This window comes from Streptomyces flavalbus (genome assembly GCF_042674625.1).
Taxonomy (GTDB): domain Bacteria; phylum Actinomycetota; class Actinomycetes; order Streptomycetales; family Streptomycetaceae; genus Streptomyces; species Streptomyces flavalbus.
In genome coordinates, this window is the sequence record NZ_JBHTEB010000001.1 from 7,100,449 (window position 1) to 7,123,437 (window position 22,989).

Consider the following 22,989-nt stretch of genomic DNA (forward strand, 5'->3'; position numbering starts at 1 on the left):
TCACTCGTCGGTGAGGTGGGCCCGCAGCCAGGTCTCCACCTCGCCGACGTGGGCGGCTGCCGCCGCCCTGGCCGCCTCCGGGTCGCGGGCGGTCAGGGCGCGGTGGATCGCGGCGTGTTCGCGGCGGGTGCGGTCGAAGGCGCCCGCCTCCTGGTAGCCGCGCCAGACGCGGGCGCGGAAGGTGCGCGAGGACAGGCCGTCCAGGATCGCGGTCAGGGTCTCGTTGCCCGCGGCCACCGCGATCGCGCGGTGGAAGGCCAGGTCGTGGGCGAGGATCAGCTCGGGGTCGTCGGTGGTGTCCATCGCCGTCAGGTGCCGCTCCACCTCGGCCAGTTGGGCGGGGGTGACGCGGGCGGCGGCGAGCGCGGTCGCCGTGGACTCCAGGACGCGCCGGATCTCCAGCAGCTCCAGCAGCCGCGGGCCGCGCGACAGGTCGGCGACGACACCGAAGGTCTCCAGGAGGTCCCCGGCGCCGAGCTGGGTGACGTAGATGCCGGAGCCGTGCCTGGCCTGGAGCACGCCGAGGACGGTGAGCGCGCGGATGGCCTCCCGCATCGAGCTGCGGGAGATGCCGAGCCGGGCCGCCAGCTCGCGCTCGGTGGGCAGCCGCTGGCCCGGCTCCAACCGGCCCTCCGCGATCATCGCCTTGATCCGCTCGATGGCGCGCTGGGTGACCGTGCCGCGCCGCGGGCCGGGCGTCTCCGTCGTGTCCACGTCGTTGCTTCTCCTGGCGTCGGTGCCGGGCAGTCTAGCGAGGCGAGTGGTCCGACCAATGCGCGGGATGGGGTCGTTTCGGGGTGTTCTCAGGGTCAAGTGGTCTGATAAGCAAGAGGGGGCGCTGTCCCGATGCCCCGGACCGAAAGGCCCTCCGTGCCCCCGACCTCCGCCCGCGTCACCGCGGTCGACACCCACGACGTCCGCTTCCCCACCTCCCGCGACCTCGACGGCTCCGACGCGATGAACCCCGACCCCGACTACTCGGCGGCCTACGTCGTCCTGCGCACCGACGCGGGCGACGGGCACGAGGGGCACGGGTTCACCTTCACCATCGGGCGGGGCAACGAGGTGCAGACCGCCGCGATCGACGCGCTCCGCCCGCATCTGCTCGGCCGGTCCGTCACCGCGCTCTGCGCCGACCCGGGCACCCTCTACCGCGACCTGACCGGTGACAGCCAACTGCGCTGGCTCGGACCGGAGAAGGGCGTGATGCACATGGCGATCGGCGCGGTCGTCAACGCCGCCTGGGACCTGGCCGCCAAGCGGGCCCGCGTCCCGCTGTGGCGGCTCCTCGCGGACGCCGACCCCGAGTGGATCGTCGGCCAGGTCGACTTCCGGTACCTCACCGACGCCCTCACCCCCGACGAGGCCCTCGCCCTGCTGCGGCGCCGCCGCGAGGGCCTCGCCGGACGCCGGGAGACCCTGACCCGGCGCGGCTACCCCGCCTACACCACCTCCCCGGGCTGGCTCGGCTACGACGACGCCAAGCTCACCCGGCTCGCCACCCGCGCGGTCGCCGACGGCTTCCGGCAGATCAAGCTCAAGGTGGGCGCCGACCTCGCCGACGACGTCCGCCGCTGCCGGGCCGCCCGCGCCGCGGTCGGACCGGACGTCCGCATCGCCGTCGACGCCAACCAGCGCTGGGACGTCGACGAGGCCATCCGCTGGACCCGCGCGCTCGCGGAGTTCGACCCCTACTGGATCGAGGAACCCACCAGCCCCGACGACATCCTCGGCCACGCCGCGATCCGCCGCGCCGTCGCCCCCGTCAAGGTCGCCACCGGGGAGCACGCCCAGAACCGGATCGTCGTCAAGCAACTCCTCCAGGCCGAAGCCGTGGACGTCGTCCAACTGGACGCGGCCCGCGTCGGCGGCGTCAACGAGAACCTCGCCGTCCTGCTGCTCGCCGCGCAGTACGGCGTGCCGGTCTGCCCGCACGCGGGCGGCGTCGGCCTGTGCGAACTCGTCCAGCACCTGGCGATGTTCGACTACCTCGCCGTCTCCGGCACCACCGAGGACCGGGTCATCGAGTACGTCGACCACCTGCACGACCACTTCCTCGACCCGGTGGTGATCCGGGACGGGCACTACACGGCACCCACCGCGCCGGGCTTCTCCGCCACCATGCGGCCGGAGTCGATCGCGCGGTACACCTATCCGGACGGCGCCTACTGGGCCGCCGAGGAGGGGAACACGACGGCATGAGCGACTTCACGGGGCTGACGGCCCTGGTGACCGGCGGCGCCTCCGGCATCGGCCGGGCCACCGCCGAACTCCTCACCGCACGCGGCGCCCGGGTCGCCGTACTCGACCGGGACCCGGCACCGGTCCGCGCGCCCCTGCGCGGCTACCGCGCCGACGTCACCGACGACCACGGCGTCCGTACGGCGGTGGCGGCGGCCGTCGCGGACCTCGGCGGCCTGGACGTGCTGGTGAACAACGCCGGTACCGGCGCCCAGGGGACGGTCGAGGACAACGACGACGCCGAGTGGCACCGCGTCCTCGACGTCAACGTCGTCGGCATGGTCCGCGTGGCGCGGGCCGCGCTGCCGCACCTGCGGCGCTCCGCGCACGCCGCGATCGTCAACACCTGCTCCATCGCGGCCACGGCGGGCCTGCCGCGGCGGGCGCTCTACAGCGCGACCAAGGGCGCCGTGCTGTCCCTGACCCTCGCCATGGCCGCCGACCACGTCCACGAGGGCATCCGCGTCAACTGCGTCAACCCCGGCACCGCGGACACCCCGTGGGTCGGCCGACTGCTGGACGCGGCCGACGACCCGGCCGCCGAACGCGCCGCGCTGGCGGCCCGCCAGCCCATGGGACGGCTGGTGACGGCGGCGGAGGTCGCGGGCGCCATCGCCTACCTCGCCAGCCCGCTGTCCGGCGCCACCACCGGCACGGCACTCCCCGTGGACGGCGGGATGCAGGGCCTGCGCCCGCGGCAGGTGGCCCGGTGAGCGCGCTCAGGGGCAGGGGCGTCGAGGTGACCGCCCTCGGCCTCGGCACCGGCGGCATCGGGAACCTCTACACCAAGGTGAGCGACGAACAGGCCCACCAGGCCGTCGCCGCCGCCTGGCGCCAGGGCGTCCGCTACTTCGACACCGCCCCGCACTACGGCCTCGGCCTCGCCGAACGCCGCCTCGGTGAGGCCCTGCGCGACCGCCCGCGCGCCGAGTTCACCCTCTCCACCAAGGTCGGCCGCCGCCTCGAACCCGTCCACGCCACCGCCCCCGGCGACGACCTCGCCAACGGCTTCGCCGTCCCCGCCACCCACCGCCGCGTCTGGGACTTCACCGCCGACGGCGTCCGCCGCACCCTCGACGCCAGCCTGGCCCGCCTCGGTGTCGACCGCGTCGACATCGTCTACCTCCACGACCCCGACGACCACGCCGAACAGGCCTTCCGCGAGGGCTACCCGGCGCTGGAGCGGCTGCGCGCGGAGGGCGTGGTCGGCGCGATCGGCGCGGGCATGAACCAGACGGCGATGCTGACCCGCTTCGTGGCGGACACCGACGTCGACGTGGTGCTGTGCGCCGGGCGCTACACCCTCCTCGACCAGGGCGCGCTCACCGACCTGCTGCCCACGGCACTGGACCGCGGTACGGCGGTCGTCGTCGGCGGCGCCTTCAACTCCGGGCTGCTGGCCGACCCCCGGCCGGGCGCCCGCTACGACTACGCCGCCGCGCCGCCCGAGCTGCTGGACCGCGCCCTGCGCCTGAGGTCCGTCGCCGCCCGCCACGGCACCACCCTGCGCGCCGCCGCCCTCGCCTTCTGCGCCGCCCACCCGGCCGTGGTGAGCGTCCTGGTGGGCGCGCGCTCGGCCACCGAGGCCGACGACTGCGCCGAGCAGTTCCGCGCCCCGGTGCCCGCGGCCTTCTGGCGGGACCTGAAGGAGACCGGCCTGCTGCCACCGGACGCCCCCGTGCCCGGCCCGAGGGACCCGTCATGACCGCCGTGGACGGGTCGAGGTGGCCGTCGCTGACGGGCGGCTCGCCGAGGTGGGGACGAGGACGATGTGGGCGACCCCGGCGGCGGTGGTGGTGGGGCGGGTCTACGGGCTCGGCGCGGCCAGCTAGGACAGCCGGGTCGGCGGCAGGTACTCGCGTACGAAGTCGCGTCGCCAGCACGCGCCCGTCGCGCGGAGTTCGCGCCAGGTGGTGAAGCGGTAGCGGAACAGGCGGGCGCGGATGAAGCGCGGGGGCTCGTCGGGTGGGAACGGTGAGCGGCGCAGCAGCTTCAGGGTGGCCCGGTCGTTCTCCAGGAGGCGTTCCACCAGCGCCGTGAACCAGGCCCCGGCGTAGCCCGGCGACAGCGCGGCGAACCACATCAGCCAGTCCAGGCGCAGGTGGTAGGGCGCGAACTGGCGCGGCCAGTGCCGGGGATCGCCCGGCTTGCCCCGGAACTCGTACTCCCGCCAGTCGGAGTCCTCGCGCGGGGTGTCGTCCGTGGTGCCCTCGATGACCACCTCGTAGCGGACGCGGCTGACGCTGCCGAACGCGCCGTAGGTGTTCACCAGGTGCAGCGGGTCGAAGGAGCGGTTCATCACCTGGGCCCGGGAGACCATGTTCCGTACCGGCTGGTAGCTCAGGTACAGCAGCAGCGCCGCCACGGCGAGGACGACCACGACGTACCAGAGCGGCGCGTCCGGCACCGTCGGCGGGTCCGCCGGGAAGCGGATCGCGGACAGCGCCAGCACGATGGTGATCCAGTTCAGCCAGGAGAAGTTGCCGGACAGCACCAGCCACAGTTGGGTGACGACCATCAGCGCGGCGGCGGCCGTGGAGACCGGGTGCGGCACGAACAGCAGCACCGGCACCACGAGCTGGGTGACGTGGTTGGCGGCCACCTCCGCGCGGTGCAGCGGCTTCGGCAGCCGGTGGAAGAACCAGCTCAGCGGGCCCGGCATCGGCTGGGTCTCGTGGTGGTGGTCCAGGCAGGTCAGCCTCCGCCAGCACTCGTCCCCGCGCATCTTGATCAGCCCGGCCCCGAACTCCACCCGGAACAGCACCCAGCGCAGCAGGAACAGCACCACGACCGGCGGCGCGACCTCGTCGTTGCCGAGGAAGACCGCGAGGAAGCCGACCTCCAGGAGGAGGGACTCCCAGCCGAAGGAGTACCAGGTCTGGCCGACGTTGACGATCGACAGGTACAGCAGCCACGGCACCAGCCACAGCAGCATCCCGCCCCACAGCGGCAGCAGCCCGTCCGCGCCCGCCAGCAGCGCCGCCGACACCGCGCAGCCCGCCCACGCCCACAGCGCGTAGAACCGGTCGGAGTAGTGCAGGTGGAAGACGCTCGGCGACCGCCTGAACGGCACCCGCGCCACGAACCGGGGCACCGGCAGCATCCCGCGCTCCCCGAGCAGCGCCCGGAACTGCAGGGCCGCCGTCAGGAACGCGACGAGGTAGACGGCGGCGAGCGCCCGCTGGAAGACCAGTCGGCTCAGCCAGTAGTCGGATGCGGTGAACCAGTCCACGGCCGTGCGCTCTCCTCGGTTGCGGTACCCGTGCCGATCAAGCAGACAATGGTGGAGCAGACGATGACGAACCAGACGTTAGTGATTTATCAGGCCGATGCCGAGCGGGAGCAGAGCGGTGCGTACCTCCACCGGAATCCTGGCCACCGCCTGCCTGCTCTGGGCGGCGCTCCTCGTCACCGGCTGCGCCGACGGCGGTGGCGCCCCGCGTCCGGGCCCGGCCCTCCTGCTGCACCCCGCCGCGGCCCACGGGCCTGACCCCTTCACCCGCTCCACGGCCACCACCCCGGCTACCCCGGCCGCGCCACCCCGAACACCGTCCGCCCCCCGCACCCTCTCCGGCGGCACCCCCGGCCTCTACGGCGGCACCCGGCGGACCCTCAGTTGCGACGTCGAGCGGCAGACCGACCTGCTCACCGCGGACCCGGCCCGCGCGGACGCCTTCGCCCGGGCCATCGGGGTGACGCGGGACGAGCTGTCGGCCTATCTGCACTCCCTCACGCCGGTCGTCCTGCGCGCCGACACCCGGGTCACCGACCACGGGTACCGCGCCCCCGGCCGCGTCCTGGTCCGGCAGGCCGTCCTCCAGGCGGGCACCGCCGTCCTGGTCGACGAACGGGGCCTGCCCCGGCTGCGCTGCGCCTGCGGCAACCCGCTGACACCGCCGCTCGCGCTGCCGCGCGGCACGGTGACCAAGGGCAGGCCCTGGCCGTCGTACCGGCCCGAGGGGGTCGTCGTGGTGACCCGGGCGCCCCGGGTGATGGGCGGGCTCACCCTCCTCGACCTCGTCGACGGCGGCTGGCTCGAACGGCGGCTCGGGCACGCGGTGCGGCATGACCGGCGGCTGCCGCCACCGGCGCGCACGGTGGAACCGGTGACGCCGCAAGCGTCGGTGACTCCGCAAGCGCCAGTGGCGCCAGTGGCGCCGGTGCCCTCGGAGGCGCCGGTGACACCGAGCGCGCCCGCGCGGCCCGCCGACACCCCCGTCCCCGAGTTCACCCCTGAGGCCGCCCCCGACTCCACCCCTGAGGCCGCCCCCGACTCCACCCCTGAGTCCGCCTCCGAGTCCGCTCCCGAGTCCGTCCCCGACACCCCCGACCTCCCCGACGGCGGCGGCCTGATCCCCGACGCCACCGACGACCCGGTTGACCCCCTCCCGCCCCCCGCATGAGACCACGACAAGTCGAAGAATCGGACAAACACTGGCAAGGTGGGCGCATGGCTGATCGGGGAGCGAGTGACCTTTCCCTCCCGGAGGACTGGCCCGCCCACCCGGACCCGATTCTGGCGCTGAACCGCATGGGCAGCTTCGACTGGGACCTGGACACCGGACTGATGGCCATGGACGCCCAGGCCCACGAGATCTTCGACCTGCTCCCCGGCGAGTACGACGACAACCCCGACTCCCTCGGCAAACGGGTGCCGCCCTCGGAGGCCAGACGCCTCGACACCTACGTCTCCCGCGCGCTGAAGGAGGGCAGCGAGAACTACGGCGCCTACTTCCGCGTCCGTCGCCGCGACGGCACCCTGCGCTGGACCCACACCCAGGGCTACATCCGCCGCGACGAGGACGGCCGCCCGCGCCGCATCATCGGCATCGTCCGGGACGCCACCCAGGAGCTGAGCGACACCGAGGCCCGCCGGGACCAGGCCGCCCGCGACGACGCCCGGCGCCAGCAGACCAACGTCGTCGAGCTGACCACGGCCGCCCTCGCGCACGCCCGCACCGTCCAGGACGTCATCGACGTGCTCAAGGACACCCGGGGCCTGAGCCACCTCGGCGCGACCAGCCTGGTGATGGGCCTGGTCGAGGCGCACCGCATCCGGCTGATCGCCGAGGGCCCGGCGGGCAGCTTCGTGCCCGGCACCCTGGTCACCGGCATCGACGAGCAGTACCCGATGAGCGAGGTCGTCCGCACCCTGCGCCCCCGCTTCATCGAGTCCCCGGAGGACTTCGCCGAGAGCTACCCGCTGCTGTGGCCGCACATCACCGACCTGCACATCACCTCGGCCGCCTATCTGCCCCTGATCGTGCAGACCCGGCCGATCGGCGCGATGGGCCTGCTCTACAGTGACCGCCACGGCTTCACGCCCGAGGAGCGCAACATCCTCATCGCCCTCGGCAGCAGCATCGCGCAGAGCCTGCAGCGGGCGATGTTCTACGAGCAGGAGAAGGACCTCGCCCAGGGCCTCCAGCAGGCGATGCTGCCGCGCACCATCCCCAGCGTGCGCGGCGCCGACGTCGCCGTGCGCTACCGCTCCGCGGAGATCGGCGGCTCCCTCGGCCGGGACATCGGCGGCGACTGGTACGACCTGATCCCGCTGCCGGGAGGCCGGGTCGGCGCCGTCATCGGGGACGTCCAGGGCCATGACACGCACGCCGCCGCCGTCATGGGCCAACTGCGGATCGTGCTGCGCGCCTACGCCGCCGAGGGGCACACCCCGGCCACCGTGATGGCCCGCGCCTCGGTCTTCCTGCACGAACTGGACACCGACCGGTTCGCCACCTGCCTGTACGCGGAGGCCGACCTGGGCACGGGGGTGGTGCAGGTGGTGCGGGCCGGGCACATCGACCCGCTGGTGCGGGCCGCGGACGGAAGCTGCCGCCGGGTGCCCGTCGACGGGGGGCTGCCGCTCGGCCTCTCGGCGGAGTTCGGCAGCCTGGAGTACCCGGTCTCGACGCTGGAGCTGGACCCCGGCCACACCCTGGTGCTGTGCACCGACGGCCTGGTGGAGCAGCCCGGCACCGACCTCGACGACGGGATACAGATCCTCACCGGCGTCGTCGCCACCGGCCCCGACGACGTACGCGACCTCGCGGACCGGCTGATCGAGGTGGCCGGGGAGCGCGGCGGCGAGGACGACGTGGCGCTGCTCCTGCTGCGCCGCCGCGGCCTGGACGCGCCGCAGACCGGGGGCCGCCTCCAGCAGCACGTGGCGCCCGGCGACCCGGAGGCGCTCACCCAGGCCCGGCACATGATCCGCGCCGCGGTCCGCTCCTGGGGCGCCGGGGACCGCGCCGACGAGATCGAACTCGTCGCCGACGAACTGGTCACCAACGCGCTGATGCACACCGAGGGCGCCGCCATCCTGACCCTGCGCGTCCTCACCGGCGGCGACCGGCGGCTGCGCGTCGAGGTCGAGGACACCTCCAGCGCCCTGCCCCGGCGCCGGGAGGCGGGCGAGTCCGGGGTGTCCGGGCGCGGACTGCTCCTCGTCGACCTGCTCACCGACGTGTGGGGCGTGGAGGCGCGCGGCGGCGGCAAGGCGGTGTGGTGCGAGTTCGTGGTGCCGGTACGGCGCTGAGCGCACGCCCCGGGCGCCCCTGGCACCCTGGACGTATGCCGGAACTGCCCGAGGTCGAAGCGCTGAAGGACTTCCTGACCGAGCACCTCGTCGGTCACGGGATCGTCCGCGTCCTGCCGGTCGCCATCAGCGTCCTGAAGACGTACGACCCACCCCTGTCCGCCGTCGAGGGCCACGAGGTCACCGCCGTGCGCCGGTACGGCAAGTTCCTCGACGTCGTCACCGACGGCGGCCCGCACCTGGTGACCCACCTGGCCCGCGCGGGCTGGCTGCAGTGGAAGGACCGGCTGCCCGACGGGCCGCCCAAGCCCGGCAAGGGCCCGCTGGCGCTGCGGGTGGCCCTGGCGGACGGCGCGGGCTTCGACCTCACCGAGGCGGGCACCCAGAAGCGGCTCGCGGTGTACGTCGTGGCCGACCCGGAGCAGGTGCCGGGGGTGGCCCGGCTGGGACCCGACCCGCTCGCCGACGACTTCGACGAGGCGCGGCTGGCGGCGCTGCTGAAGGACGAGCGGCGCCGGATCAAGGGCGCGCTGCGCGACCAGAGCCTGATCGCCGGGGTCGGCAACGCCTACAGTGACGAGATCCTGCACGCCGCGAGGATGTCGCCGTACAAGCTCGCCGCCTCCCTCACCTCGGAGGACGTCGGCACGCTGTACGCGGCGCTGCGGGGCACCCTCACCCAGGCCGTGGAGCGGTCCCGGGGGCTCGCGGCGGGGCGGCTGAAGGCGGAGAAGAAGAGCGGCCTGCGCGTGCACGGCCGGACGGGTGAGCCCTGCCCGGTGTGCGGCGACACCATCCGCGAGGTGTCCTTCAGCGACTCCTCCCTCCAGTACTGCCCGACCTGCCAGACGGGCGGCCGACCGCTGGCCGACCGCCGACTGTCCCGGCTGCTCAAGTAGGCGCCCGGGTCAGGGCGAGGGGAGCGTCACCAGCCGGGTGCCGTCCGCGGTGCGCACCTCGTAGCGGTCGATCTCGTGGGGGTGCAGGGCCGCGCCGCCGTTCATGGTGTGCGGGCGGGCGTCGTGCCCGGGAACGGTCCAGGTGGTGACCGTCTCCTCCGAGCCGTCGTGGCCGACCGCGACCAGTCGGCACACGCGCGGGCCCGCCGCGTCCTTGACGGTCACCTCGACCCGGCTGCCCCAGGTCTCGTCCGCGCCGGTGACCCGCGCCCACACGCCCGAGCGCGCGTCCGTGGCCGTCACCCGCACCGCCGCCTCCCCGCCGCCGTCGCCGCCCCCGGTGAGGAGGACGGCGCCGGGTCCGGCGACCGCGAGCGCCACCGCCGCGGCCACCGCGTACCGCCGCAGCCTGCGCCGCGCCCGGTGCCGGGCCGCGACCTCGCCGAGCAGCCGCTCCAGGAGCCGCGGGCCGGGCCCCGCCATGGGGTGCACCGACCGCGGTGTCGCCCGCCGGTAGAGCATCAACTGCCGGGTGGCGGGCCCGAATTCGGTGACGTGCGCGGTACAGCTCGCGCAGTCCATGAGGTGGTCCTCGAAACGGAAGGACTCCGCCTCGTCCAGCACGCCGAGCGCGTACGCGCCGACGTCGCGATGCCTTTCCAGGGACCTCATGCCGAATCCTCGTGCCGTTGGGTGCGGGTGGGGTTGCTGCGGTTACTCCTCGCACCCACCGGTACGCACCCGGCAGCCGAATCACTCAAGCCGTACACCGAATCGCAACCTGGTGATTCGGAGCCGCCCGGCCCGCGGATTGGTCCGGCCTCAGAACAAGTGGATGGCGAGGTGCCCGAGCGGCAGCCCGAGCTGCCACGCCGGGGTCCACACCTTCGGCCCGTCGTCCTCGCCCACCGCCGCCGCGCCGCCCGGCACGGCGTTCAGGTCCGGCGCCAGCAGCTCGGTCTCCTCCAGCCAGCGCCAGGCCGCGCGGGCCAGCTCCAGGTCCGGTGAGTCCGGGGCGTCCGCGCCCAGGGCGGCGGCCTCGGCGGTGAGCTGCGCCATCCGCTCACCCACCCAGTCCTGCCAGGGCTGGTCGTACGCCGTCAGGGAGAGCCAGTTCTCCAGCTGGGAGACGACCCGGATGCCGGACAGCTCACCCCCGCCGTCGGAGAGGAAGATCGTCAGCGCCAGGGCGTCGCGCCCGGCGCGGAACTCGAAGGACGTCGGCGGCATCAGGTCGCCGGTCCGCAGCAGTTCCTCGGCGATGTACTCGGCGTACAACCAGGCCATGGGGACGGTCAGTTCACCGTCGCCGGTGCCGCCCGTACTGTGGTGATCTCTGTCCTGCATCCCTTCCTGCCTTCCTCCGGTGCCTGCGCGCGTCGCCCGACCCCCGAGTCCCGCTCCGGAACACGGATGAGGACAGCCGATTACCCAACCGGGGTCAGCGGCAAGGCGCTTTACGGAGGCTTGACCCAGCTCTCGGTTTCACCGCAGGTCGGCCGCGTAACCCGGAAGAACCCGGCGCAGGGCGCGCAGCGCGTAGTACGCGCGCGACTTCACGGTACCGGGTGGGATGCCCAGGGCCTTCGCCGCTTCCGCCACGCTCGCCTCCTGGAAGTACACCAGCACCAGGACTTGCCGGTGCTCCGGAGTGAGTGTCTTCACAGCCTCCCGTACGTCGACGGCGGCGGCGGACCGCTCGGCGTGGTCCGCGCAGACCCGGGCGTTCTCCAGCACCGCGTCGCCGACCTCCGGCGGGCGGGCCTGCCGGGCCCGGCGGGCGTCTATCGCGAGCCGCCTGGCCACGGTGAGCAGCCAGGGCCGTACGGACTCGAAGGCGTCGGCGCGCAGGGCCTCGGGATGCTGCCAGGCCCGCACCAGGGTCTCCTGCACCAGGTCCTCGGCGCGTTGCCGGTCTCCGTCGCAGAGCCGCAGCAGCAGCGAGAAGAGGGGCCGGCCGTGCTCGCGCTGGAGGGCGGCAAGCTCGTGCTCGGCGGTCGTCGTCACGTCGGTGAGTGTGGTTCCGGCCGTCATGGCCGTATGGCATCGCAGGGCGGGGCGCCGGGACAGACGGCGGACAAGGATCTGCGACGGACGGTCGATCGCGTCGACGAACGGTTCGACGAACGGTCCGCGGACCCCGCGGGCGGACACCGGACGGGTTAAAGGGAGCGCTGGGGTTGTTTGCGCGCTGATCCACCTTCGTACCTATTTGTGGGTAAATACTATTGCTCGCGCTCTGGGGTGAACGGATGATCGCACGCAGACACCAGGTGGCCCTGGCCCTGACCACCGTGCTCGCCGCGGCGGCGGCCTGCCAGGCCGAGCACCGGCAGCCGCCCGACCGGCCCGGACGCCCCGCCCCCACCGCCGCCGACGACCGCGGCTTCACCCTCGTCGCCTCCGGGGACGTCCTGCCGCACTCCTCGATCATCGACCGGGCCCGCTTCGACGCGGGCGGCCAGGGCTACGACTTCCGCCCGATGCTCGCCGGGATCGCCCCCGTCGTCTCCCGCGCCGACCTCGCCCTGTGCCACATGGAGACCGTGTACGGCGAGAACGGCCACTACACCGGCTACCCCGCCTTCAAGTCCCCGCCGGAGATCGCGCGGGCGCTCGCCGAAACCGGCTACGACGGCTGCTCCACCGCCTCCAACCACACCCTCGACGACGGCGCCGCCGGAATCCGCCGCACCCTGGACGCCCTCGACCGCGCGGGCGTACGGCACACGGGCTCGGCGCGCACCGAGGCCGAGGCGCGCACCGTCACCGTGCTGCGCGCCGGAGCCGCCCAGGTCGCCCACCTCGCCTACACCTACGGCACCAACGGGCAGCCCCTGCCGCCCGACCAGCCCTGGGCCGTCAACCTGACCGACGCGGACCGGATCGTCGCCGACGCCCGCACCGCCCGGCAGGCCGGGGCCGACGTGGTCGTGGTCTCCGTGCACTGGGGCACCGAGTGGCAGGACGCCCCGGACCAGCGGCAACTCGAACTCGCCGAGCGGCTCACCGCCTCGGCCACCGCCGACCGGCCCGACATCGACCTCGTGCTCGGCACCCACGCGCACGTGCCGCAGGCGTACGAGAAGGTCAACGGCACCTGGGTGGTCTACGGCATGGGCGACCAGATCGCCGGTGAGATGGTCAACCACCAGGGGGCCACCGACCCGCGCGGCAACCAGTCCACCCTCGGCCGCTTCACCTTCGCCCCGCCCGCCGGGCCCGGCGGACGCTGGCGGGTCACCCGGGCCGAGTTCGTGCCCCAGCTCTTCGACGTCGACGCCGGGCGGGTGGTGAACCTCAACGACGCCCTCGCGCGGGGCGCCGACGTGCGCGCCGTGCGCGACCGCATCCGCGACGTGGTGCTCAGCCGGGGCGCCGCGCAGGACGGCCTGCGGATGGGGAAGTGACGGGGGTCCGCCGACGGCCTACGGTACGACGGTCACGGGCCACCGCCCGGCCTTCACCAGCCGGATCGCCACCGACCCGACGATCCGGTGCCCGGCCTGCTCGGAGGCGCCGACGACCACCGCGTCCGCCTTCAGGTCGTCGGCGGCCTTCACCAGGCCGTTGTAGGGGTCGCCGCGGAACGTGTGGAACTCCCAGCGGACGTCGAAGATGCCCTTGACCCGCTCGGTGGCCTCCCTGATCTGCGCGACCAGGTCCTCGGCGATCTCGTCGGTGGTGTCGGCGACCGGCACCCCGAGCGCCGCGCCCCCGGCGAGCACCGGCTGCACGTACACCATCGCCAGCAGCGCGCCCTGCCGCCGGGCGAGCCCTCCGGCGTACGCCGCCGCCCGCAGCGACGAGTCGGACCCGTCCACCCCGACGACGATGACCTTCGGCCCGTCCGTACCCCGCTCGAACCCCTGCGCCCGCTGCTCCGTCACCCCCCGAGATTATCCGACCCCCCCACCTGGCCCGCGACGCGGGCACCTGGGCGCGGGCAGCCCCCGCGCGGGCGGCTCCCGTCCCGCCCCGCTGCGCCGCCCGGGTGGATTCGTGCCGCCGCACTGGTGCCGGGGTGGTGCGGGGGGCGTTGGGCGGGCGACTGATGAGTCATGAAGAAGGATCAGTTGCTCACGCGGCGCCGGGCGTTGCTCGCGGGGACCGCCGCACTGGGGGCCGCCGGTGCGGCCGGGGCCGCCGGGATGTTCGCCCTCGGTACGGGCGACGCGGCGGTCGGGCCCGCCGCCCCCGCCGCCGGACCCCCCGCGCGCCGCCCGCTGAACCCCTCCGCCCACCGCCTCCAGCCCCTGGCCGGATACGGCCCGCCCCGCGCCGTCCGCCACCTCCCGCCGGTGCGCCGCGCGCCCCTGCTGCGGGTCTCCGGACTCGGCCGCACCGTGGTGCTGACCTTCGACGACGGCCCCGACCCCCGCTACACCCCGGCCATCCTGGACACCCTCGCCGAGTACGACGTCCGCGCCATGTTCTTCGTCTGCGGCGAGATGGCCGACGCGCACCGGGACCTGCTCGCGCGGATGGCCGACGAGGGCCACGTCGTCGGCAACCACACCTGGTCCCACCCCCTGCTCACCCGGCTGCGCCGCTCCCGCGTCCGCGCGGAGATGGAACGCACCTGCGACGTCATCGAGGCGGCCTGGGGCGACCGCCCCGAGTGGTTCCGCGCCCCCTACGGCGCCTGGAACCGCGCCGCCTTCCAACTCGGCGCCGAACTCGGCATGGAACCGCTCGCCTGGACCGTCGACACCCTCGACTGGACCAGCCCCGGCGCCCGCACCATCGTCTCCCGGGTCGAGGACGGCGCCGCCCCCGGCGTCGTGGTCCTCTCCCACGACGCCGGGGGCGACCGCAGCCAGAGCGTCCGCGCCCTGCGCGACTACCTGCCGGACCTGCTGGACTCCGGTTACCGCGTCGCCGTTCCCCGGCGGCGGTACTAACGGACCTCGGTCAGACGGGCGAAGACGACCACGTTCCCGTCGTATCCGTTCTGCTTGGAAAAGCCGCCCCCGCAGGTGATGACCCGCAATTCCGCGGCGCCTTTCGAACCGTAGACCCGGTCACCGGGGAAGTTGTTCTTCTCGAACACCTCAATGCCGTAGATCTCGAAAAGCGCCGTCTTCCCGTCCTGCCGGGACACCTCGACATGACTGCCCTTTTTCAGCGCGCCGAGCCCGTAGAAGACGGCGGGACCCTGTTTGTTGTCGACGTGGCCGACGACCACCGCGGTGCCCTTCTCGCCGGGCGAGACCGCGCCGGTGAACCAGCCCGCGAGGTTGGGGTCCTCCGGCGGTGGCGCGTCCACCCACCCCGCCGCGTCCAGCCCCACCGGCATGACCGGCGCGTCCACCTGGATCGCCGGAATCCTGACCCGGTCCGGGACGGCGTACGGCAGCGGCTGGACGGCGACCTGGAAGGTGTCGGGGGCGCTGCGTTCGCCCGCGTCGGCCGCCGCCGCGGTGGCGGGCTGCGGCGGGCCCACGTCGAACTCCCCCGAACCATTCCGAATAAGCGCGAGACCGGTCAGCAGAACAAGCGCTATCACGCCCCACGGGGCGCGCTTCCGCCGCCGCTCCTCCTCCTCGGCCAGCTCGGAAACAGACATTCGCCATCCCCTCTCGACACGGCCGTCGCCGCGTCATTCCGCGCATAGGAGAACGCTAAACGGCACACGCGGAACCGGCGACGGGGGCAGATACGAACGGGTGGCCCCGGCGTGGCGCCGTGCGCCATCCGAGTTGCCACCCGCAGGAAATTTCTGACGGTCCGTGACCTGCGGTGATATCCGATTGTGTGGTGATCCGTGGGCGTGTCGCCTCACCAGGACGGACCATTCCCGACATGCGGGCCGGTGCGGCGCGTTCGAGGGTCGTGTGCGGGAGGCGCTTTCTCGCCGATCGACCGGGGACGGGCCCCGGGGCGTCTTCCGCGGAGGATCACATGCGTAGAACACGTGCCCTGGCGGTCTCGGCCGCCGCGGTCGCCACGCTCGGCCTCGCCGCCCCGGCCGCCGTCGCCTGGGACACCCCGAGCAACATCGTCGCCCTGCCCAGCGTCATCGCCCGCGGCGGCCAACTGACGGTCACCGTCGACGGCTGCCGCACCGGCGGCACCATGACGTCCGGCGCCTTCCCGACGACCAACCTGACCCCCATCCACGGTGCCAACGAGACCGCCAAGGGCACCGCCACCATCAACAGCAACGCCCGGCCCGGCGCGTACGACATCACCGTCAACTGCGGCGGCCGGACCCTGACCCGCCCGGCGGCGTTCACCGTCATCGGCGGTGTCCGCGGCGGCCTCGGCGGCAGCAGCTCCAGCGGCGCGACGCCGACCGACATGGCCATCGGCGGCGGGCTGGTCGCCGCGGCGGTCATCGGCGGCGGGGTCTTCTGGATGCGGCGACGGGCCGAGCGGCGGGCCTGACCCGGGACCCTTCGGACGCGCCGTCCTTCGCACGTGGCGCACGTGGCACGCCTTCGCCCCGGCACCTCCCCTCAAGGAGGTGCCGGGGCGAAGAACATGGCCCGGCTCAGGCGCCGTCCGCACCGCTCCGGCGGCGCGAGAGGTGGTACGCCGCGCCCACCGAACCGGTGACCAGCGCCAGCCCGAGCCCGATCTCCCTGAGGTCGAGACCGGCGAGCGTGCCCCCCTCACCGGCGTGCACACCCTTCTGCGGCACACCGCTCTCCGGCGCGGGCTGGTGGTGCCGCTGCTGCTCGGAATGCTCCGGCTGCTCGGGCTGACGGGGCTGCTGCTCGGACTGCTCGGACTGCTCGTGCTTCTCGTGCTGCCCGGGTTCGCGGGTCTGTTCGTCCTGATGCTCCCGCGGCGGCGGGGGCTCCTGCTCCTGCCCCTGTTGGTGCGGCTGCTGTGGATGCTCGGTGGGGCGCCCCCCGGCGATCGTGAGGTCCGTCGACCCGCTCACCCCGTCACAGGTGAACGTCACCCGGTACGTCGCCCCGGGGCGGGCGTCCTGGTCGACGACCGCGTTGGCCCGGTCCTGCCCCGGCCGGATGGTCACGGTGTCGAAGACCCCCGACGTGACGTTGGCGACCCCCCGGCAGCCCCCGCCCTCCCGCTCCACCCGCAGCGAGACCTGCCCACCGGCCGCGATGGTCGAGGGCATGACGCTGAAGCCGAACGGCGTGACGTTGTCGTCGCCCTTCGCCATGGCGGCGGGCGCACAGGAACTGAGGGCGCTGATGCCCAGCAGAGCGGCCGAAGCGACGCGTATCGCGCGCATGGTGAATCCTCCGGGTCCCCGAGGAGCGGCGGCGGACCTGTTCCGCTCGCGCCAGAAATGCACCTCGATGCCCGAAACGCTAGGAACGCTCCCCGGGTACCGCGATCGCAGTAGCGCGAACGGGTTACGGGTGTGGGGCGCCCGGGTGACGCCATGGCCGTAACGCCCTCGGTGGCCCCTCAGTCCCCGGCGCCGGGGAACAGGGTCAGGAACGGTTCCGCCGTCGCGGCGAGGCCGCGGCTGTAGGGGGCGTCGAAGTCCCAGATCAGGAAGAGCAGGAAGGCGATCAGCGCGGAGAACACCGCGGCGAGGATCAGTTCGCGCGGGGTCCTTCTGATCTGGAGGGCGAGGATCATCCCGATGGTGACCACGGCCCCGACGATCAGCCCGAACCACACCACCCCCGGCATGGTCGGCTCCGTGGAGTCCGCCCGCGCGGCCCGCGCCTGGTCCGCCGCGGCGGCCTGGTCGACCAGCGGCTGGTACGCCTGCGCCTCGAACTCCGACGCCGGTTCGTAGTCGGTGACCTCCTGGCGGATCCGCTGCATCATCGCGTCGCCGCGCTCGGTGACGCCGCCGCCGTCGGCCATCTGCTTCCACTCGGTGTGGACGACGTGTCCGACATAGGAGTTGACATCCTCCCGAATCCGGTCACGGACGTCCGGGGGGTAGACGCGGACCCGCTCGGAGATCTCGTGCAGCGCCTGGGCCTCCGCCCGCACGTGGTCCTGGGCCATGCCCCGGGCCTCCCAGACCCCGGCGATGGCCAGACCCAGGACGATGGCGTACACGACGCCGATCCACATCGTCATGTACTCGATGACGTCCGGGGTCTCGCTGGGATCCTCGTCGTCGTCCGCCCTGCGGTTCCGCATCAGCGTGATGACGACCACCAGGGCGCAGGCGGCCACCATGGCGAGGGTGAGAACAAGCCATTCCGGCAAGGGGTTCCTCCAGGAGGTCTGCGGGCGGGGCGCCGTCGGCATCAGCGGGGCCGCAGCGCGGCCACGGCGATGACCGCGGGCAGGGTGATGAGCAGGACGAACCTGAGCGGCGAGGTGCGCTGGTGCACGACCGGCCGCGGCGGCTTGGCCCGGTACTCCGGGTAGGTCACCGGCGAGGCCGACGGCCGCGGGGTGGGCGTGGGGGACGGCGTCGGCGAAGGCGATGGCGAAGGCGGCGGAGGCGGCGTGGGCGTCGGAGTCGGCCGGGGGGCCACGGGCGCCGGGGGCGCCGCGACCGGCGGCGCGGGCGCGGGCGGCGTCGGCCGGGGCTTCGGCGGCTTCGGCGCGGGCGTGGGCGTCGGAGTGGGCGGAGGCGGAGGCGGAGGCGGCGGTGGTGTCGGCGTAGGAGTGGGCTTAGGCGGGGGAGTGGGCGTCGGGCACGCCGGGATGGTCGGCCAGGGCCAGCCGCCGTCGCCGTCCCCGGCGACCGCCACCGCGTCCGTGCCGCCGGGCCCGGTGGAGGCGTACGCGCAGGCGTCCGCCACCGCAACCCCGGCCGGGGCGCCGACGAGCAGCCAGGTGAGCGTCACCAGCGCCAACCCCCGTGCGACGACGGGGCGGTGGGTCGGTTCGGGTCCATGCACGACGGAGATCCTCGGCCGCCGCCCGGCACGGCACGCCCGGCCGCGGCCGGAATGCCCCGAAGGAGGGACACCGGGTCAACCCCCGGCCGTCCCCCGGGCGTTCGCCCGTTCCCGCGGACGCACACCCGTACGGCGTCGGCACCGGCTCCCGGAAGAAAACCGGGCCGCGGTTGAACACAACCCGTGCCCCCGTGCGTACCCCATGCCGTGCGGCGGCGCAGCGGGCGCTGCGACACCCATGTTGACGATTCGGGGAGTTGACGATGAAGACCTCCTGGCGGAGCGCCTCACTCGTGGCGAGTGCCGCGGCCGTACTGGCGCTGACGACGGCGTGCGGTCAGGAACAGCCCGCCGCCCAGCCGGGCAGCCAGAACGTGGGCGCGGCGGCCTCGGCCACGGCGTCCGTGGGGGCCGGTGACGGCTCGGGCGTCGGCTACGGCGACGGCTACGGCGACGGCACGAGCGAGCAGGGCGGCGCCGGGGCCGAGGCGGCTCCCGCGGGCGAGCTGGCGGTGTCCGCCAACGCCGAGATCGGCGACCTGGTGACGGACAGCGCGGGCCGCACCCTGTACCGCTTCGACGAGGACACCGCGAAGCCGCCGAAGTCCAACTGCGACGGCGACTGCGCCACCGCCTGGCCGCCGGTGCCCGCCGACGACGCCGCCGCGGGCGCGGGCATCGACGAGGCGATGCTCGGCGAGGTCACCCGGGCCGACGGCACCAAGCAGTTGACGATCGGCGGCTGGCCCGCGTACCGCTACGCCAAGGACGTCAACCCCGGCGACACCAAGGGGCAGGGCGTCAAGGGCACCTGGTACGCGCTCGCCCCCGACGGCAAGAAGGCGACGCTCGCGGACCTGCCGGGGCTGTCGACCCGGGAGGACCCGAAGCTCGGTGAGATCGTCATCGACAAGAACGGCATGACGGTCTACCGCTTCATGAAGGACACCCAGTGGCCGATGTCCACCGCGTGCACCGGCGAGTGCCTGAAGAAGTGGCCGGTGGTCGCGCCGGTCCCCGCCGAGGACACCGAGGGCATCGACCTCCAGGGCTCCACGCCCAACCGGGGCTACGTGGTCTTCAACCGGCCCGACGGCCTCAAGCAGCAGAGCATCGACTGCGTGCCGATCTACACCTTCGCCGGTGACAAGGCCCCCGGCGACACCAACGGCCAGGGCGTGGGCGGCACCTGGTACGCCGTCGCCCCCGACGGGAAGCCGGTCGGCCTCCCCGACTAGCAGACGGTACGGCAGCACGGTCGTCCGCCCCTCCGCCAGCCGACGCGGAGGGGCGGACCGCTGTGCGCCGCCCGGATTCCGTGCGTAGTCGGATTGGCACGTGCCGCAGGCAGTGACCGGGAACGGATGGTCAATTTCCGTTTCTGCTCGCTCCATTGGCGGGCGATCAGTAGCCTCAGCTCGAACACCGGATCGCCTACGCCTGGAGAGATAGATGGAGCGTCCCGCCTGGGCCCCACGGAGCATCGACATCTCGGTGCCGAGCGTCGCGCGGATCTACGACTACTACCTGGGCGGTTCGCACAACTTCGAGGTCGACCGGCAGGCGGCGCGCAGGGCCATGGAGTTCATGCCGGGCCTGCCGAAGATCATGCAGGCCAACCGGGCGTTCATGCGCCGCGCGGTGCGCTACGCGGCGGCCGAGGGCATCACCCAGTTCCTGGACATCGGCTCCGGCATCCCGACCTTCGGCAACGTCCACGAGGTGGCGCAGTCGGCCAGCCCCGGGGCGCACGTCGTCTACGTCGACCACGACCCCGTCGCCGTCGCGCACAGCCAGGCCGTCCTGGGCGGCAGGCCGGGCACCGACGTGGTCGCCGCCGACCTGCGCAAGCCGCAGGAGATCCTGTCGAGCCCCCAAGTGACCCGACTGATCGACCGGAACCGACCAGTGGCGCTGCTCCTCGTTGCCATACTGCACTTCGTGGAAGACGCGGACGACCCGTACGGGGCGGTGGCCGAGCTGCGCGACGCGTGCGCGCCCGGCAGCCTGCTGATCCTCACCCATGCCTCGTACGAGGGAATCCCCCTTCCGACGGAGCGGTCCGAGGGCACGGTGGGCGTATACAAGGACATTCGCAACCCGCTGATCATGCGCTCGCGCGACGAGATCGCGCGGTTCTTCGAGGGGTACGACATGGTGGAACCGGGACTGGTGCCGATGCCGCACTGGCGGCCGGAGACCGCACCGGAGGACGAGGATCCGTATGCCTTCTCCGGTTTCGCGGGCGTGGGGCGTACGGCGTGAGCGCGGAGCCGGACGGGCCTCAGGACAGACTGCGCCGGTTCGCGACGATCTGGAGCCGGGCGGTGTTCCCGGTGACGTCGACGTCGCTCACCCGGCCGGAGTTCGAGCGGCAACTGCTGCCGCTGGCGGCCCGGCTGAGCGAGGCGCTGCGCGAGCGGACGTTCCACGCGGAGGCGGGCCGGGCGGTCGGCGCCGCGCTGGTCTCGGCACACTGCACCGACCCGGAGGCGCTCAGCCGCACGCTGGACTGCGTCGACGCCTACCTGGTGCTCTACTGCGGCGGCGACGGCCCGCACGAGGACCTGCGAGCCCGCTCCGCGCGCCTCCAGCACGCGATGGCCGCCGGGTTCGCCCAGGCGCTGCGCGAACGCACCCTCGCCGAGCAGGAGGCCATCGCGCAGGCCGCGTTGCAGGCGCAGGGCGTGGTGGCGCAGGCCCTGCACGCCAGCGAGGCCCGCTTCCGGGCGCTGTTCGAGGGCGCGGCCATAGGGATCGGCATCGCCGACCTCAACGGCACCATCCTGGAGGTCAACGACGCGCTGCTGCGCATGTTCGGCGGCTCCGAGCAGGGGATGCGCGCCCGCAACGTCCAGGAGTGGACGCACGCCGAGGACGCGCCCACGGTGTGGCGGCTGTACGAGGAGCTGGTGCGCGGCGAGCGCGAGCACTACCACGTGGAGAAGGCGTTCTACCGGCCCGACGGCACGGTCCTGTGGACCAACCTCACCGTCTCCCTGCTGCGCGACGCCGACGGCAACCCGCAGTACCAGCTCGCCATGATGGAGGACACCACCGAGCGGCGGCTGCTCAACCTCCGGCTGCGCTACGAGGCCACCCACGACGCCCTCACCGGGCTGCCCAACCGCACCCTGTTCTTCGAGCGGCTGGAGAAGGCGCTCAACGCGGGCGAGGGCCAGCGCTTCGGGCTCTGCTACCTCGACCTGGACGGCTTCAAGACCATCAACGACAGCCTCGGCCACGCGGCCGGTGACCGGCTGCTCGTCGAGGTCGCTGACCGGCTCCAGTCCTGCGCGACGGCGCCCGGCGAGATGGTCGCCCGGCTCGGCGGCGACGAGTTCGTGGCGCTGACCTGCGGCCCGGACGCCAGCCGGGAGGTCGACGAACTCGCCGCCCGGATCATGAACGTCCTGCTGGCGCCCGTCCGCATTGAGGGCCGGGAGCTGACCGTGCGCGGCAGCATCGGTGTCGTCGAGGGCCCGGCGGGCGGCGAGCGCAGCCCCGCCGAGGTGCTGCGCAGCGCCGACATCACCATGTACCGGGCCAAGTCGGCGGGCGGCAACCGCTTCGAGCTGGCCGACCCGGAGGCCGACGCCCGCGCCATCACCCGGCACGGGCTGACCACGGCGCTGCCGACGGCCCTGGACCGGGGCGAGTTCTTCATCGAGTACCAGCCGCTGGTCAACCTCGGGGACGGCAGTGTGCGCGGCGCGGAGGCGCTGGTGCGCTGGCTGCACCCGCAGCACGGTGTCCTCGGCCCGGACCGGTTCATCCCGCTCGCGGAGCACACCGGGCTGATCGTGCCGCTGGGCCGCTGGGTGCTCGAACAGTCGGTGCGGCAGGCCCGGGAGTGGCGGGAGCGGTACGACGAGTCCGCCGCGGGGCCGCTGCGCATCAACGTCAACCTCTCGCCCTGCCAGCTCACCCACCCCCGCCTGGTGCAGGACACGGTGGAGATCCTCCAGGCCGCGGGCGTGACCCCGGACGCGCTCTGCCTCGAAGTCACCGAGTCCGCGCTGATCGGCGCCGACGACGACCTGCTGAAGCCGCTGCGGCGGCTGGCCGAGATGGGCGTCGACATCGCCCTCGACGACTTCGGCACCGGCTACTCCAACCTCGCCAACCTGCGCCGCCTGCCGGTGAGCGTCCTGAAGCTGGACCGCTCCTTCACCCAGTCCATGCAGCAGTTCCCGGCCGACCCCGTCGACCAGAAGATCGTCGAGGGCATCGTCTCCCTCGCCCACAGCCTGGACCTCGCGGTCACGGTCGAGGGCGTGGAGACCGGCGCCCAGGCCGAACAGCTCCGCATACTCGGCTGCGACACGGCCCAGGGCTGGTACTACGCCCGCCCGGGCCCACCCGACCGGCTCCACGAACTCGCCTTGGTCGATGCAACAGGCTGAGGCACACGCGCCCTGAAGGGGCGCGGGGAACTGCGCGAGCACCCCCCACGGCCCGCGGCCCCGGACGGCGCAGAACCACAACGGCGCTGTCGGGGCCGCGGCCAGCT

At 73.6% G+C, this 22,989-nt stretch carries 22 protein-coding genes; 12 read left to right on the forward strand and 10 right to left on the reverse strand.

Going from position 1 to position 22,989, the window contains the following annotated elements:
* Positions 1 to 714: a FadR/GntR family transcriptional regulator gene (locus tag ACFQZ6_RS31625; RefSeq protein ID WP_381616075.1), complete on the reverse strand. Its 714-nt coding sequence runs from the start codon at positions 712 to 714 to the stop codon at positions 1 to 3.
* A 156-nt stretch (positions 715 to 870) separates the two neighbouring features.
* Between ACFQZ6_RS31625 and ACFQZ6_RS31630 the strand changes: the two genes are divergently transcribed.
* The 3 genes from ACFQZ6_RS31630 to ACFQZ6_RS31640 are packed head-to-tail and all read left to right on the forward strand — an operon-like array spanning position 871 to position 3,946.
* Positions 871 to 2,202, forward strand: coding sequence for an enolase C-terminal domain-like protein (locus ACFQZ6_RS31630; RefSeq protein WP_381618807.1), 1,332 nt, complete (start codon positions 871 to 873; stop codon positions 2,200 to 2,202).
* A complete protein-coding gene (locus ACFQZ6_RS31635; protein ID WP_381616078.1) occupies positions 2,199 to 2,954 on the forward strand; it encodes an SDR family NAD(P)-dependent oxidoreductase in 756 nt (251 codons plus the stop codon). Before ACFQZ6_RS31630 ends, ACFQZ6_RS31635 begins: the two co-directional genes overlap by 4 nt.
* The gene (locus tag ACFQZ6_RS31640) at positions 2,951 to 3,946 is read left to right on the forward strand and encodes an aldo/keto reductase (RefSeq protein WP_381616081.1); all 996 of its coding nucleotides are present in this window, start codon (positions 2,951 to 2,953) and stop codon (positions 3,944 to 3,946) included. Before ACFQZ6_RS31635 ends, ACFQZ6_RS31640 begins: the two co-directional genes overlap by 4 nt.
* A gap of 123 nt (positions 3,947 to 4,069) precedes the next feature.
* Here ACFQZ6_RS31640 and ACFQZ6_RS31645 read toward each other — a convergent pair whose 3' ends face one another.
* Positions 4,070 to 5,473 (reverse strand): lipase maturation factor family protein, encoded by a 1,404-nt coding sequence (locus ACFQZ6_RS31645; RefSeq protein ID WP_381616083.1) that lies wholly within the window; start codon positions 5,471 to 5,473, stop codon positions 4,070 to 4,072.
* Positions 5,474 to 5,591: 118 nt separating this feature from the next.
* Here ACFQZ6_RS31645 and ACFQZ6_RS31650 point away from each other — a divergent pair, with 118 nt between their 5' ends.
* From ACFQZ6_RS31650 to ACFQZ6_RS31660, 3 genes are read left to right on the forward strand one after another with little or no spacing between them, the layout of a single operon-like run.
* Entirely contained in the window at positions 5,592 to 6,644 is a 1,053-nt protein-coding gene (locus ACFQZ6_RS31650; RefSeq protein WP_381616086.1) for a DUF6777 domain-containing protein, read from the forward strand.
* Between the two features lie 47 nt (positions 6,645 to 6,691).
* Positions 6,692 to 8,779, forward strand: coding sequence for a SpoIIE family protein phosphatase (locus ACFQZ6_RS31655; RefSeq protein ID WP_381616088.1), 2,088 nt, complete (start codon positions 6,692 to 6,694; stop codon positions 8,777 to 8,779).
* 35 nt (positions 8,780 to 8,814) lie between these two features.
* Complete coding sequence (locus ACFQZ6_RS31660; protein ID WP_381616091.1) at positions 8,815 to 9,678, forward strand: Fpg/Nei family DNA glycosylase; 864 nt, start codon at positions 8,815 to 8,817, stop codon at positions 9,676 to 9,678.
* Positions 9,679 to 9,687: 9 nt separating this feature from the next.
* Here ACFQZ6_RS31660 and ACFQZ6_RS31665 read toward each other — a convergent pair whose 3' ends face one another.
* From ACFQZ6_RS31665 to ACFQZ6_RS31675, 3 genes are all read right to left on the reverse strand, one after another.
* Positions 9,688 to 10,350 (reverse strand): zf-HC2 domain-containing protein, encoded by a 663-nt coding sequence (locus ACFQZ6_RS31665; protein WP_381616093.1) that lies wholly within the window; start codon positions 10,348 to 10,350, stop codon positions 9,688 to 9,690.
* 150 nt (positions 10,351 to 10,500) lie between these two features.
* Positions 10,501 to 11,025 (reverse strand): hypothetical protein, encoded by a 525-nt coding sequence (locus ACFQZ6_RS31670; protein WP_381616096.1) that lies wholly within the window; start codon positions 11,023 to 11,025, stop codon positions 10,501 to 10,503.
* Positions 11,026 to 11,163: 138 nt separating this feature from the next.
* Entirely contained in the window at positions 11,164 to 11,712 is a 549-nt protein-coding gene (locus ACFQZ6_RS31675) for a sigma-70 family RNA polymerase sigma factor (protein WP_360219326.1), read from the reverse strand.
* A gap of 218 nt (positions 11,713 to 11,930) precedes the next feature.
* Here ACFQZ6_RS31675 and ACFQZ6_RS31680 point away from each other — a divergent pair, with 218 nt between their 5' ends.
* Complete coding sequence (locus ACFQZ6_RS31680; protein ID WP_381616099.1) at positions 11,931 to 13,088, forward strand: CapA family protein; 1,158 nt, start codon at positions 11,931 to 11,933, stop codon at positions 13,086 to 13,088.
* Positions 13,089 to 13,106: 18 nt separating this feature from the next.
* On the opposite strand, the gene ACFQZ6_RS31685 is transcribed toward ACFQZ6_RS31680, so the two are convergent.
* On the reverse strand, positions 13,107 to 13,568 hold the full coding sequence (locus ACFQZ6_RS31685; protein WP_381616102.1) for a universal stress protein: 462 nt from the start codon (positions 13,566 to 13,568) through the stop codon (positions 13,107 to 13,109).
* A gap of 171 nt (positions 13,569 to 13,739) precedes the next feature.
* Here ACFQZ6_RS31685 and ACFQZ6_RS31690 point away from each other — a divergent pair, with 171 nt between their 5' ends.
* Entirely contained in the window at positions 13,740 to 14,582 is an 843-nt protein-coding gene (locus tag ACFQZ6_RS31690; RefSeq protein WP_381616105.1) for a polysaccharide deacetylase family protein, read from the forward strand.
* Here the strand turns inward: ACFQZ6_RS31690 and ACFQZ6_RS31695 are convergent.
* On the reverse strand, positions 14,579 to 15,247 hold the full coding sequence (locus ACFQZ6_RS31695; protein ID WP_381616108.1) for a class F sortase: 669 nt from the start codon (positions 15,245 to 15,247) through the stop codon (positions 14,579 to 14,581). The two genes, ACFQZ6_RS31690 and ACFQZ6_RS31695, sit on opposite strands and share 4 nt — an antisense overlap.
* A 335-nt stretch (positions 15,248 to 15,582) precedes the next feature.
* Here ACFQZ6_RS31695 and ACFQZ6_RS31700 point away from each other — a divergent pair, with 335 nt between their 5' ends.
* Positions 15,583 to 16,068, forward strand: coding sequence for a hypothetical protein (locus ACFQZ6_RS31700; protein WP_381616111.1), 486 nt, complete (start codon positions 15,583 to 15,585; stop codon positions 16,066 to 16,068).
* A 106-nt stretch (positions 16,069 to 16,174) separates the two neighbouring features.
* On the opposite strand, the gene ACFQZ6_RS31705 is transcribed toward ACFQZ6_RS31700, so the two are convergent.
* The 3 genes from ACFQZ6_RS31705 to ACFQZ6_RS31715 form a co-directional block, all read right to left on the reverse strand.
* Entirely contained in the window at positions 16,175 to 16,888 is a 714-nt protein-coding gene (locus ACFQZ6_RS31705) for a hypothetical protein (protein ID WP_381616114.1), read from the reverse strand.
* Positions 16,889 to 17,067: 179 nt separating this feature from the next.
* Positions 17,068 to 17,832 carry a bestrophin-like domain gene (locus tag ACFQZ6_RS31710; protein WP_381616117.1) on the reverse strand — a complete coding sequence of 255 codons (765 nt, stop codon included), beginning with the start codon at positions 17,830 to 17,832 and terminating at the stop codon, positions 17,068 to 17,070.
* Positions 17,833 to 17,873: 41 nt separating this feature from the next.
* Positions 17,874 to 18,476, reverse strand: coding sequence for a hypothetical protein (locus ACFQZ6_RS31715; RefSeq protein ID WP_381616120.1), 603 nt, complete (start codon positions 18,474 to 18,476; stop codon positions 17,874 to 17,876).
* 263 nt (positions 18,477 to 18,739) lie between these two features.
* On the opposite strand from ACFQZ6_RS31715, the gene ACFQZ6_RS31720 reads away from it, so the two are divergent.
* The 3 genes from ACFQZ6_RS31720 (at position 18,740) to ACFQZ6_RS31730 (ending at position 22,882) form a co-directional block, all read left to right on the forward strand.
* Positions 18,740 to 19,714, forward strand: coding sequence for an SCO0930 family lipoprotein (locus ACFQZ6_RS31720; RefSeq protein ID WP_381616123.1), 975 nt, complete (start codon positions 18,740 to 18,742; stop codon positions 19,712 to 19,714).
* A gap of 214 nt (positions 19,715 to 19,928) precedes the next feature.
* A complete protein-coding gene (locus tag ACFQZ6_RS31725) occupies positions 19,929 to 20,741 on the forward strand; it encodes an SAM-dependent methyltransferase (protein ID WP_381616126.1) in 813 nt (270 codons plus the stop codon).
* On the forward strand, positions 20,738 to 22,882 hold the full coding sequence (locus ACFQZ6_RS31730; RefSeq protein ID WP_381616129.1) for a putative bifunctional diguanylate cyclase/phosphodiesterase: 2,145 nt from the start codon (positions 20,738 to 20,740) through the stop codon (positions 22,880 to 22,882). Before ACFQZ6_RS31725 ends, ACFQZ6_RS31730 begins: the two co-directional genes overlap by 4 nt.
* Positions 22,883 to 22,989: the final 107 nt, after the last annotated feature.